Genomic DNA, 12,055 nt, shown 5'->3' on the forward strand with positions numbered 1-12,055 from the left:
GCACAGCCGTAACCGACGTGTGGGAGCCAGTGATCCAAGTGATGCGGACGAGCCGACTGCGCACCGTGCACCCCGTCCTGTGGGCCGGCTGGGCCGCGCTGGCCGCCGGTGCGGTGCTGTGCGTCGTCGGCTGGTACGGGATCTCCGGCGAGCGGTACGCCGAACGGCAGCTGCCCTACCTCGCCTCCTGCACGGTCCCCGGCGCGGCGCTGATCGTGGCCGGGGCGGTGCTGCTGGCCCACGGCCGGGGCGCGATGGCCGCCGCGCGGGTGGAGGAGCTCTACGGCCTGCTGGTGGCGGCCGGGCCCGACGAGGAGCGCGCGGGGACCGGGGCCGGACAGCCGGTGCCCGGGCCGCTCGCGGTCAGCGGCGAGCTGCTGATGGTGCCGGGCGGCACGCTGTGGCACCGCGCGGACTGCCCGCTGGTCGCGGGGAAGGCCGAGGCGGTCCCGGTGGACGCCAGGCTGATCGCGAGCGGTGAGCTGGGGCCCTGCCCGATCTGCGAGCCGGCCGAAGAAACCGGCTGATGTCCTCGCTGACGTACGACCTCACCCTGGCCGGCCTCTCGGTCGGCAGCGCGGCGGCGCTCACCGGGATCGGCCTGATCGTGACGTACCGCGCGACCGGCGTGCTGAACTTCGCGCACGGCGCGATCGCGATGGTGTGCGCCTACGTGCTGCGCCAGTGCGTGGTCGGGTGGGGCTGGCCGCTGTGGCTCGGTGCCGCGGCGACCCTGCTGGTGCTGGCTCCGGGGCTGGGGGTGGCGCTGGAGCGGTTCGTCTTCCGGCCCCTGTCGGTCCTGGGCTCGGACCCGGCGCGGACGCTGGTGGCGTCCATCGGCGTGTTCGTGCTGCTGGTGGGGGGCGCGGCACTGCTGTGGGGGCAGGGAGCCCGCGATGACGCGCCGGAACTGGTGCCGGACGAGCCGTGGGGGCAGTTGGCGGTGGTGCTGGTGCTGGCGGCCGGGGTCGCCGTGGTGGGGCGCCGGACGCGGTTCGGGCGTGAGCTGCGGGCGGTGGTCGACGACCGGCGGCTCGCCGTGCTGGGCGGCGTCGACGCGGACCGGGTCGCGGCGGCGGGCTGGGCGTTCGGCTCCTTCACGGCGGGTCTGACGGGCGTGCTGCTCGCGCCGTACGTGCGGCTCGACCCGTACGGGCTGCCGCTGCTGGTGATGGAGGTCGTGGCGGTCGCGGTGGCCGCGCGGATGCGCAGTCTGCCGGTCGCGGTGGTGGTGGCCCTGGGCATCGGGGTGCTCCAGAGCCAGTTGACACGGCTGCACCCGCCGGGCTGGGCCGAGCCGCTGCTCCAGGCGGCGGGCACGAACCTGTTCGTCGTGGCGCTGCTGGTCGCGGCACTGGTGCTGCCCGGCGTCGGGGCGCGGGACGCGCTGCCGCGCGCGGCGAGCGCGCGCGTGCCGACGCCGCCCGGCGCGTGGATCGTCGCGGGCATGCTGTTCCTGCTGCCGCTGGGCCTGGCCGGCCGCGACCTGCACACCTCGGTGCAGGTGCCGGCGCTGGCCGTGATCCTGCTGTCCCTGGTCGTGGTGACCGGGCGGGGCGGCCAGATCTCACTGGGGCAGGCGGCGTACGCGGGACTGGGTGCGCTGTTCACCGCCCTGCTGGCGGCCGGCCGCTTCCCGGGGCTGCCGCGCCTGCCTGAGCTGGCGGCCCTCGCGGTGGCGGTCGTGCTGGTGGCGCCGCTGGGTCTGCTCACCGGCTGGCCGGCGATCGGCCGCCGGGGCCTGGCGCTGGCGCTGGCGACGTTCGCGGTCGGCGTGGGGGTGAGCCGCTTCGTCTTCGCCCAGCCGTAGGCCACGTCGGGCCTGACCCTCGGCCGTCCCGCGGGTTTCGAGGGGGACCGGGCGTACTACGTCCTGGAACTGCTCCTGCTGGCGGTCGCGCTGCTGGCCGCGCACGGGCTGCGCCGGGGCCGCACGGGCCGGGCGCTCGCGGCGATGCGGGACCACGAGGCGGGGGCGCAGGCGGCGGGCGTGCGGGTGCCGTCCCTGAAGCTGCTGGCCTTCGTGGCGGGCGCCGCGCTCGCCGCGCTGGGCGGCGGCATGCTCGGCATGGGCCTGCGCGCCTTCGACGCCGCGGCGTACGACCCGGTGCGGGGGCTGCTGTGGTTCGCCGCGGTGGTGGTGCTGGGCGCGGACAGCACCCTCGGCGCGCTGGCCGCTGCGGCCCTCCTGGTCGGCCTGGACGCCGGCACCCGCGGCGGGGTCGCGGCGGCCCTGATCGGCGTCCTGGCGGTCCTGGTGGGCCGCTTCCCGGGCGGCCCGTACGAGGCGTTGCGCACGGCGGCGGAACGCCTGCGACCGCGGCGCACCCCGGTGTTGACGCCGGTGGGCGCCAGAGCACGCGAACGACTCCGCCCGACGGAGCCACGACGCTCCCCCCACAGCACCCCGTTGCCGTCCGGGGCGACGGCCGTACCCCGCGCCGCGCGGGACCTGGGGGCGACCGAGGGCGCGGGGGTGACCGAGGGCCCAGGCCCGGCCAAGGGCCCGGGCCCGGCCACGACCCCGGCGGCGGTCGAGGCCGTTTCCGAGCGCTCGGCGGCCCCTCCCCCGCACCCGGCCCCACCCGCGCGCACCACCCGGCCGCGTCTGCCCGCCTCCCCCCTCCTCACCGCCCGCCGCCTGCACGCCCGCTACGGCGGATTCACCGCTCTCGACGGAGTCGGCCTGGATCTCCTCCCCGGGCGGGTCACCGCGGTCGTCGGGCCCAACGGGGCCGGGAAGAGCACCTTGTTCCACTGTCTGGCGGGGACGCTGCGGCCCGCGCGCGGGGCGGTGCTGCTCGGCGGACGGGACGTCACCGCGCTGCCGGCCCACGCCCGCACCCGGCTCGGTGTCGGGCGGAGCTTCCAGCAACTGGCCGTCTTCCCCTCGCTGACGGTGGCCGAGAACGTCCGGGTGGGTGCCGAGCAGGGCCGGGTGGCCGATCCGGGCGCGGTGGAGCGGACCCTGCGGCTGCTCGGTCTTGACGGGCCGGTACGGTCACGGCCCGCCGCCCAACTGCCCACCGGGACGCTGCGCCGCGTCGAACTCGCCCGGATCCTCGCGGGCGCCCCCCGCGTGCTGCTGCTCGACGAGCCCGCCGCCGGCCTGGACACCGCGGAGGTGAACGCCCTGGCCCGGGTGCTGAAGGCCCTGGCCGCCGACGGCACCGCCCTGCTCGTCGTCGAGCACGACCTGGACCTGGTCGCGGGCCTCGCCGACGTCGTCCACGTGATGGCCGCCGGCCGGATCGTCGCCTCGGGCCCGCCCGGGCACGTGCTGGACGCCCTGGGCACGGGAGCCGGCCGATGACCACCGTGTCCCTGCGCCACGCGCGCGTGCGCTACGGCCCGCTGGAGGCCCTGCACGGCGTCACCCTCACCGCCCCCGGGCCCGGCCTGACCGTGCTGCTGGGCCGCAACGGGTCCGGCCGGACCACCGCCCTGCGCGCCCTGGCCGGGACGGTGCCCCTGGCGGGCGGCGCGGTGGTGTGGGACGGCGCCGACGTGACCCGCGTTCCGGCGTACGAGCGGGCCCGGCGCGGGATGTGCCTGGTGCCCGAGCGGCGGGCGGTGTTCGGCTCGCTCACCGTCCGCGAGAACCTCGACCTGGTCGCCCCCGACCACGGCACGGCCCTCGACGCCTACCCGCAGCTGCGGCCCCTGCTGGAGCGGCGCGCCGGCACGCTCTCCGGCGGGGAGCAGCGCATGCTCGCCCTGTCCCGGGCGCTGCTGGCACGCGCGCGTGTGGTGCTCGTCGACGGGCCCGGCCAGGGCATGTCGCCCGCGGTGGCGGCCCGCACGTACGAGCTGCTGACCGCGCTGGGGGCGTGTGTGGTGGTCGCTGAGCAGCGGCTGCCGCCCGCCCTGCGGGCGCGGCCGGTGCTGCGGGAAGGTCCCGTGCTCGTGTACGAACTGCGCCGCGGGACGGTCGTGTTCGCCGGTGAGGTCGGCGAGTTGACGCGCTGACCCGGCGCGCCGGGGCCCCGTCCGGTCGGCCGACCGGACGGGGTCCGTGTCCCGGCGAGGGGGAGCAGCGGCTCAGATGGCGAGGCGCAGGCCGGGCACGATCAGGTGGGGATCACCGCCGATGGCGGCCTTGTTGGTGGCGTAGAGGCGCTGCCAGGTGGTCCCGTGCCGGGCGGCCACGGCGCTCAGCGTGTCGCCCGCGCGGACGATGTGGTCGCCGCAGTCGGCGCCGCGGTCCGGGTGTGTCGCGGGTCGTGCCGGCGCCTTCGCGGGCTTCTCCGCGACGGACGCGGTGCTCGCCGGCCCGGCGGCGGGTGCGCTGCCGCTCGCCCCCGCGCGGGCCGAGCAGACGGGCCAGGCGCCCCAGCCCTGGGACTGCTGGACCTTGGTGGCGACGGCGATCTGCTGGGACTTGCTCGCCCGGTCGGCGGTGGGCGCGTAGGCCGTGCCGCCGTAGGCGCGCCAGGTGGAGGGGGCGAACTGGAGTCCGCCGTATTAGCCGTTGCCGGTGTTGATGTGCCAGTTGCCGCCGCTCTCGCACTGGGCGATGCGGTCCCACACTCCGCTGTCGGCGGCCGCGGCGTCCCCGGTCGCGGCGAGCAGTCCGAGGGGCGCGAGCAGTGCCGCCCCGGCGAGGACCGCCGTCGTCCGCGCCTGGTTCTTCCGGGCCTCGTGGCGAGCGCCATGGGCACATTCGGACATGTAGTTCCCTCTCGACGCACTCGGGGTCCCCCAAGGCGGCACGCCCCGCACCATGGGGTGCGGGGGTCGCGCCCGCCCCGCCCGCCGGTGGTGGCGTTGCGCGCGGTCCCGGAGGGAGCCGTGCGGCCGGCGGACGTACCCGAGCGGTGCTCGATGCACACGGCGGAGGAATCTAAGGAGGTCGGCGGTCCGGCATCAACCGGTCGCCCGTCGTGGCAGGCCAGTTCGCCGATACCTCGGGTAACGGCAGTTTCCGGACACCCACTTCATTCGCGGATTTCCGGATTTTTCGACCCATCCCCTGGACGGCATGTGACCCACCTCACCACCTCAACCCCCTTTCGGACAATGCGAGTTGACGATGAGTGCGCGATTCCGCGCACGAGGTGACCCTGTGCGCCGGTTGGTTCGATTCCGTTCGCTCCGGGGCGTGACTCCCGCCACAGATCGCCCGTTGTCTCCTTCATGAGCCGGGGCCGACCCGGACCACGGGCCGGGAGCCACCCGGCCTCGCCACGCACCGCATCCCAGGGAGCCACCCGTGCCGCGCATGCTCGACGTCAGCGACGAGGTACGCGCCGAGATCGGCGACGAAGAAGCCGACCGCCTGCTCGCCGGAGAGACCGCCCCGGGCAGTTACGACTGCACGTCCTGCCGCACTCCGGGCGACTCCGAACAGGAGCGCACCAGCACCGTCCTGTTCATCGGGGACGAGACCGCCGTCCTCGCCTTCGCCCACGCCGGCTGCCTGCCCTCGCAGGTCGTCCAGGTCACCGAGGAGCAGCTGCGGGGCGCCGTGAAGTCCATCACCGGCGACACCGTCGACCTGGAGCCCGACAAGGTCGTGCCCGAGCAGGCGGTGCTCGGCGTGACCAGCGGGCTCGTGCTGATCGGCGGGGAGCTGCACCCGGCCCTGGTGGTGGAGCCGACCGCGCCCATCGCCCGGCCCGGCACGACCGGCACCGGCGACGACTTCCTGCCGCTGCTCATCGAGCAGGGCTTCATGCCGCTGACCGAGCTGTCGGCCGTACCGCCCGTGCTGCACGGCTGGTCCGTGCTGCTCGCGGTGGGTCAGCTGCACGCCGTGCTCCAGCCGAGCGGCCACGGCGGCCAGCCGGTGGCCTGGTGGCAGGCGCACCAGCCGCTGCAGGTCACCGACGCGTGGCGGACGGCCGCCAACAAGCACCAGCAGGTGCTGATGTTCGCCGCGCCCGTCGGCTCGATCGGCCGCCAGCCGCGCGAGGACCTGCTGCGGGACGCCCTGGACAAGGCGGCGGCCAACGGCAAGCTGGTCGCCGCGGCCCTGCCGCTGGCCGGCACCTGAGCCGGGCGTCACCCGTGCGGACCGCGCCCCTGCGAAAGCCGTAACCGGGCCCGCATCCCTTGACCCGCGGGGTCGTTTGGACATACGTGCACGCATACGAGGTTCCCCGCCGCCAGTCCTTCTCGTCGATCCCCTCCGCGCGGTCGGCCCAGGACTCCCAGGGCGGCCCATCGGCCACGCCGATCTACGACGCGCTCTACGCCGAGTACGTCAGGTCCTTCCGCGCGCTGCCCGGCGACCGCAGCGGCGAGGAGAAGCTGGGTTTCACCGCCTTCGGGAACATTCCGCACAGCACGGGCTCGTACGGCGGCTCGTACGGCGGCTCGTACGGCGGCTCGTACAGTGCCTACAGCGCGGGCGCCCAGAGCGCCCGGCACGCCGCCGGACAGCAGCCCCAGTGGCAGCGTGTCGGGACCGTCGGTGCGCACGGCACGCAGATGCACTACGTGCCGGCCGCGCTGCCGCCGGGCCGGCGCGGCGGCGTCTGAGCGAGCACCGCGGACACGAGTGAGGGCGGCCCCGTCGGGGCCGCCCTCACTCGGTGCTGCGCTACTTCTTCTTGCCGCGCTTCTCGCGCACCCGCACCGAGATGTGGATCGGCGTGCCCTCGAAGCCGAACTCCTCGCGCAGGCGGCGCTCGATGAAGCGCCGGTAGCCCGCCTCGATGAAGCCGGAGGCGAAGAACACGAACCGCGGCGGCTTGGTGCCCGCCTGCGTGCCGAACAGGATGCGCGGCTGCTTGCCGCCCCGGATGGGGTGCGGGTGGGCGGCGACCAGCTCGCCGAGGAAGGCGTTCAGCCGGCCCGTCGGCACGCGGGTCTCCCAGCCGGCCAGGGCCGTCTCGATCGCCGGGACCAGCTTCTCCATGTGCCGCCCGGTGCGGGCGGAGACGTTCACGCGCGGCGCCCAGGCGACCTGGCCGAGCTCGGTCTCGATCTCCCGCTCCAGGTAGTAGCGGCGCTCCTCGTCGAGGGTGTCCCACTTGTTGAACGCCAGGACGATCGCGCGGCCCGCCTCGACGGCCATGGTGACGATGCGCTGGTCCTGCACCGAGATGGACTCGGAGGCGTCGATCAGGATGACCGCGACCTCCGCCTTCTCGACGGCCGCGGCGGTGCGCAGCGAGGCGTAGTAGTCGGCGCCCTGCTGGAGGTGCACCCGCTTGCGGATGCCGGCGGTGTCGACGAACTTCCAGGTGACGCCGCCGAGTTCGATCAGCTCGTCGACCGGGTCGCGGGTGGTGCCCGCCAGCTCGTTGACGACGACGCGCTCCTCGCCGGCCACCTTGTTCAGCAGGGAGGACTTGCCGACGTTGGGGCGGCCGATCAGGGCGATGCGGCGCGGGCCGCCGATGCCGCCCCCGCCGAACGTCTCGCGGGGCGCCTCCGGCAGGACCTCCAGGACCTGGTCGAGCATGTCGCCCGTGCCGCGGCCGTGCAGCGCGGAGACCGGGTACGGCTCGCCCAGGCCCAGCGACCACAGGTAGGCCGCGTCGGCCTCGCCGCTCGGGCCGTCGACCTTGTTGGCGCACAGCACGACCGGCTTGCCCGCCTTGCGCAGCAGCCGCACGACGGCCTCGTCGGTGTCCGTGGCGCCGACCTTGGCGTCGACGACGAACACGACGGCGTCGGCGGCCTCGATCGCGTACTCGGCCTGGGCGGCCACGGACGCGTCGATGCCGAGGACGTCCTGCTCCCAGCCGCCGGTGTCGACGACCTTGAAGCGGCGGCCCGCCCACTCGGCCTCGTAGGTGACGCGGTCGCGGGTGACGCCGGGCTTGTCCTCGACGACGGCCTCGCGGCGCCCGATGATGCGGTTCACGAGGGTCGACTTGCCGACGTTGGGGCGGCCGACGACGGCGAGCACGGGCAGCGGGCCGTGGCCGGCCGCCTCGATCGCGCCCTCGACGTCCTCGAGGTCGAAGCCCTCCTCCGCGGCGAGCTCCATGAACTCCGCGTACTCGGCGTCGCCGAGCGCCCCGTGGTCGTGCTCGTGCGCGCCCTCGGGCTGGATGTGGTCGTTCATGAAGTCCGTACCTCGTCGTTCATCGTGGTGGTCGGTGGAGTGCCCGCCGTGCCGGGGGCTGATCCACTACTCAGTGTCGCCTAGCGCCCGGTGAGGCGCCTGGCGTTTTCCAGGTGGGCGGCCAGCTGCTTCTGTATGCGGCCGGTCGCCTCGTCGAGTGCCTTGCGCGTGCGGCGGCCGCTGCCGTCACCGGCCTCGAAGGGCTCGCCGAAGACGACGTCGACGCGCGAGCGCAGCGGGGGCAGCGCCTTTATCAACCGTCCGGGCCGCTCGGAACTTCCCAGTACGGCGACCGGCACGATCGGGGCGCCGCTGCGCACCGCGAAGTAGGCGAGCCCGGCGCGCAGCGAGGCGAAGTCGCCCTCGCCGCGGGTGCCCTCCGGGAAGATGCCGAGCACGCCGCCGCCGTCCAGGACGCCGAGCGCGCGGGTGATGGCCGTGCGGTCGGTGGTGTCGCGGTCCACCTTCAGCTGGCCGATGCCGGTCAGGAACGGGTCGAGCGGGCCGACGAACGCCTCCTTCTTGATCAGGAAGTGCGTCGGCCGGGGCGCCACGCCCATGACCATCGGGCCGTCGATGTTGTGGGAGTGGTTGACCGCGAGGATCACCGGGCCGGTCGCGGGCACCTTCCAGGCGCCGAGCACGCGCGGCTTCCACAGCCCGTACATCAGGCCGACGCCGATGCGCCGCCCGACCTCGGCGCCCCGCGCCGACGGCAGCTCGGTCACTTCCCGGCCCGCTTCTCCTCGACGAGGGTGACGACGCACTCGATGACCTGGGCCAGCGTGAGCTCGGTGGTGTCCACCTCGACGGCGTCGTCCGCCTTGGCGAGCGGGGAGGTCTTGCGGCTGGAGTCGGCGGCGTCGCGCTTGATCAGGGCCTCGCGCGTGGACTGCACGTCGGCGCCCTTCAGCTCACCGCTGCGGCGGGCGGCGCGGGCCTCCGCGGAGGCGGTGAGGAAGATCTTCAGGTCGGCGTCCGGCAGCACGGTCGTGCCGATGTCGCGGCCCTCGACGACGATGCCCTGCCGCGCGGAGGCCGCGATGGAGCGCTGCAGCTCGGTGATCCGGGCCCGCACCTCGGGCACCGCGCTGACCGCGCTGACCTTGGCGGAGACCTCCTGGGTGCGGATGGGGCCGGCCACGTCCACGCCGTCGACGGTGATCGTCGGTGCCTCCGGGTCGGTGCCGGAGACGATCTCGGGCTTGTCCGCGGCGGCCGCGACGGCGGAGGGGTCGTCGACGTCGATGCCGTTGTTGACCATCCACCAGGTGATCGCCCGGTACTGGGCGCCGGTGTCCAGGTAGCTCAGCCCGAGCTGGGCCGCCACGGCCTTCGACGTGCTCGACTTGCCGGTGCCGGCGGGGCCGTCGATGGCGACAATCACTGGCGTGGCGCTTTCCACTGTGGGGACCTTCCTGAACCGGTCTGGCGGGGGCGGGGGCGCGACTGCCCCGCACAAGGTTACTGGGTGCGCGTCACTCGTCCGGCCGCGCGTGGACCACGGCCGGCGGGGACTGACGAGGCCCCGCTCACACCGGCGCCGTCCGGCACGCGGCTGACGCGGGCGCAGCCGCCCGACCGCCGCTCGGCCGCTCCCGGCCAGGCGCGCGCCACCGACCGCGGGCAGACCCTCCGGTTCCGCCTACGCCCAGCCGCGCCGAGCCCCACCCGGTCGATCCACCCGCACCCCACCGCACTGCACCGCACCCGGCCCGTCCGGCGCTCGCCGACGAGGCCTTCCAGCCGGTGCGGGGGCCCGGGGAGGGCGGCAGCCGCCGGACGCGGGCCACGCCCCAAAGGGGGGCGGCAGCCGCCGGACGCGGGCCACGCCCCGGAACGGGGACGGGCAGCCGCCGGACGGGGCCATTCCCCGGAACGGGGACGGCAGCCCCCCGGGCCCCGGCCACCCCGGAACGGGGGACAGCAGCCCCCGGGCCCCGGCCACCCCGGAACGAGGGCTACTGCCGGATCGCCCAGCCCCGCTCCCGCAGCGCGGCGGACAGCACCGGCGCGGCCTTCGGCTCGACCATGAGCTGCACGAGGCCGGCCTGCTGCCCCGTCGCGTGCTCGATCCGCACGTCCTCGATGTTGACCCCGGCCATCCCGGCGTCCGCGAAGATCCGGGCCAGCTGTCCCGGCTGGTCGTCGATGAGGACGGCCACGACCTCGTAGGCCCGCGGCGCGGACCCGTGCTTGCCGGGGACGCGGACCTGCCCCGCGTTGCCGCGCCGCAGCACGTCCTCGATCCCGCCGGCTCCCTCGCGCCGCTTGTGGTCGTCGGACGACTGCAGCGCCCGCAGCGCCCGCACGGTCTCCTCCAGGTCCGCGGCGACGTCCGTGAGCAGGTCGGCGACCGGCCCCGGGTTGGCGGAGAGGATGTCGATCCACATCCGGGGGTCGGAGGCGGCGATCCTCGTCACGTCCCGGATGCCCTGCCCGCACAGCCGTACGGCGGCCTCCTCGGCGTGCTCCAGCCGCGCGGCGACCAGGCTGGACACCAGGTGGGGCATGTGGGAGACGAGCGCGACGGCCCGGTCGTGCGCGTCGGCGTCCATCACGACCGGCACGGCCCGGCAGTGCGAGACCAGCTCCAGGGCGAGGTTCAGCACCTCGGTGCCGGTGTCCCGGGTCGGGGTGAGCACCCAGGGGCGGCCCTCGAAGAGGTCCCCGGTGGCGGCGAGCGGGCCGGACTTCTCCCGGCCGGACATGGGGTGGGTGCCGATGTAGGCCGTGAGGTCGAGGCCGCGCGCCTCCAGCTCACGGCGCGGTCCCCCCTTGACGCTGGCCACGTCGAGGTAGCCGCGCGCCGCGCCGCGGCCCATGGCGTCGGCGAGGACGCCGGCCACGTACGCGGGCGGGGCGGCGACGATGGCCAGGTCGACGGGCCCGTCCGGCGCCTCGTCCGTCCCGGCGCGGAGCGCGGCCGCCGTACGGGCCTGCTCGGGGTCGGGGTCGGCGAGGTGCACGGTGACGCCGCGCTGGGACAGGGCGAGGGCGGCGGACGTGCCGATGAGGCCGGTGCCGATGACGAGTGCGGTTCTCACTGGGCGATGTCCTTGCGCAGGGCGGCCGCGGCGCCGAGGTAGACGTGGGCGATCCCGGCACGGGGCCGGTCGGACTCGATGTGTGCGAGGACCCGGACGACGCGCGGCATGGCGCCCTCGACGTCCAGTTCCTGGGCGCAGATCAGGGGCACGTCGACGATGCCCAGCTTCCGGGCCGCGGCCGCCGGGAAGTCGCTGTGCAGGTCGGGCGTGGCCGTGAACCAGATGCTGATCAGGTCGTCGGCGACGAGGTCGTTGCGCTCCAGGATGGCCGTGAGCAGGGCACCCACCTGCTCGTCCATGTGCCCGGCGTCGTCCCGTTCGAGTTGGACGGCGCCCCGGACCGCTCGTACCGCCACGGCGATGCTCCTTGCTGACGTGCGTGTCGCTCTGGTCCGTCCAGCCTAGTCAGCGCGCGTGGCACGGGTATGCGCCGCCCGCCCGGTGAGACGCCGGGATTGCCGTTCCTTGGGTATTTTCGGAGTCGGCATCCAGATCGGCCTCTTTTCTCCCTCTCTGCGACCCCCTCGGAGTGACGACATGACCCACGAGACCACGCGCCGCACGGTTCTCCTCGCCACGGGCGCGACGGGCGCGGCGGCACTCGTCGCGGCCTGCGGCGGGGACGGCGACGACAACGGTCCCGCGTCGACGAGCTCCCCCACCGGCCGGGACGCGACGAGCGCCCCCGCCGGCCGGGGACGGGAACTGGCCTCCACGGACGAGATCCCGGTCGGCGGCGGCAAGATCTTCAAGGACGAGCAGGTCGTGGTGACCCAGCCGGAGCAGGGGCGGTTCAAGGCCTTCTCGGCGATCTGCACGCACCAGCGCTGCGCGGTGGGTTCGGTCTCCGACGGCACGATCAACTGCCCGTGCCACGGCAGCAGGTTCCGCGTCGCCGACGGTTCGGTGGCCACCGGCCCGGCGACCCGCCCCCTGCCGGCCGAGACGATCACCGTGGAGGGCGGCGCCATCCGCCTGGCATGAC

10 protein-coding genes and 2 pseudogenes are annotated in these 12,055 nt (G+C 75.1%); 6 read left to right on the forward strand and 6 right to left on the reverse strand.

Translation table 11 applies throughout. From position 1 onward, the window contains the following. The first annotated feature begins 41 nt into the window (after positions 1-41). The 3 genes and pseudogenes from AC07DA_RS24790 to AC07DA_RS24800 all read left to right on the forward strand — a co-directional run bounded on the left by AC07DA_RS24790 (position 42) and on the right by AC07DA_RS24800 (position 3,969). Positions 42-527: a hypothetical protein gene (locus AC07DA_RS24790; RefSeq protein ID WP_479130391.1), complete on the forward strand. Its 486-nt coding sequence runs from the start codon at positions 42-44 to the stop codon at positions 525-527. Next, positions 527-3,313: pseudogene (locus AC07DA_RS24795) on the forward strand (ABC transporter permease subunit). The gene AC07DA_RS24790 and the pseudogene AC07DA_RS24795 overlap by 1 nt, the downstream one beginning before the upstream one ends. Further along, a complete protein-coding gene (locus AC07DA_RS24800; protein WP_479130392.1) occupies positions 3,310-3,969 on the forward strand; it encodes an ATP-binding cassette domain-containing protein in 660 nt (219 codons plus the stop codon). The pseudogene AC07DA_RS24795 and the gene AC07DA_RS24800 overlap by 4 nt, the downstream one beginning before the upstream one ends. A 72-nt stretch (positions 3,970-4,041) precedes the next feature. On the opposite strand, the pseudogene AC07DA_RS24805 reads toward AC07DA_RS24800, so the two are convergent. Continuing rightward, a pseudogene (locus AC07DA_RS24805) lies at positions 4,042-4,671 on the reverse strand (LysM peptidoglycan-binding domain-containing protein). Between the two features lie 541 nt (positions 4,672-5,212). On the opposite strand from AC07DA_RS24805, the gene AC07DA_RS24810 reads away from it, so the two are divergent. Then, positions 5,213-5,995, forward strand: coding sequence for a hypothetical protein (locus AC07DA_RS24810; RefSeq protein WP_479130393.1), 783 nt, complete (start codon positions 5,213-5,215; stop codon positions 5,993-5,995). A gap of 86 nt (positions 5,996-6,081) precedes the next feature. After that, positions 6,082-6,483 carry a hypothetical protein gene (locus AC07DA_RS24815; protein WP_479130394.1) on the forward strand — a complete coding sequence of 134 codons (402 nt, stop codon included), beginning with the start codon at positions 6,082-6,084 and terminating at the stop codon, positions 6,481-6,483. Positions 6,484-6,544: 61 nt separating this feature from the next. Here AC07DA_RS24815 and der read toward each other — a convergent pair whose 3' ends face one another. The 5 genes from der to aroH form a co-directional block, all read right to left on the reverse strand. Continuing rightward, positions 6,545-8,020: a ribosome biogenesis GTPase Der gene (gene der, locus AC07DA_RS24820; RefSeq protein WP_479130395.1), complete on the reverse strand. Its 1,476-nt coding sequence runs from the start codon at positions 8,018-8,020 to the stop codon at positions 6,545-6,547. 80 nt (positions 8,021-8,100) lie between these two features. After that, positions 8,101-8,748, reverse strand: a complete 648-nt coding sequence (locus tag AC07DA_RS24825) for a lysophospholipid acyltransferase family protein (protein WP_479130396.1) — start codon at positions 8,746-8,748, stop codon at positions 8,101-8,103. Then, the gene (cmk, locus tag AC07DA_RS24830; protein ID WP_479130397.1) at positions 8,745-9,425 is read right to left on the reverse strand and encodes a (d)CMP kinase; all 681 of its coding nucleotides are present in this window, start codon (positions 9,423-9,425) and stop codon (positions 8,745-8,747) included. The genes AC07DA_RS24825 and cmk overlap by 4 nt, the downstream gene beginning before the upstream one ends. A 556-nt stretch (positions 9,426-9,981) precedes the next feature. Next, positions 9,982-11,067: a prephenate dehydrogenase gene (locus AC07DA_RS24835; RefSeq protein WP_479130398.1), complete on the reverse strand. Its 1,086-nt coding sequence runs from the start codon at positions 11,065-11,067 to the stop codon at positions 9,982-9,984. After that, positions 11,064-11,426 (reverse strand): chorismate mutase, encoded by a 363-nt coding sequence (gene aroH / locus AC07DA_RS24840; protein ID WP_479130399.1) that lies wholly within the window; start codon positions 11,424-11,426, stop codon positions 11,064-11,066. Before aroH ends, AC07DA_RS24835 begins: the two co-directional genes overlap by 4 nt. Before the next feature lie 181 nt (positions 11,427-11,607). Between aroH and AC07DA_RS24845 the strand changes: the two genes are divergently transcribed. Next, the gene (locus AC07DA_RS24845) at positions 11,608-12,054 is read left to right on the forward strand and encodes a Rieske (2Fe-2S) protein (RefSeq protein WP_479130400.1); all 447 of its coding nucleotides are present in this window, start codon (positions 11,608-11,610) and stop codon (positions 12,052-12,054) included. Position 12,055 lies beyond the last annotated feature (1 nt).

This window comes from Streptomyces sp. NPDC044921, assembly GCF_056432865.1.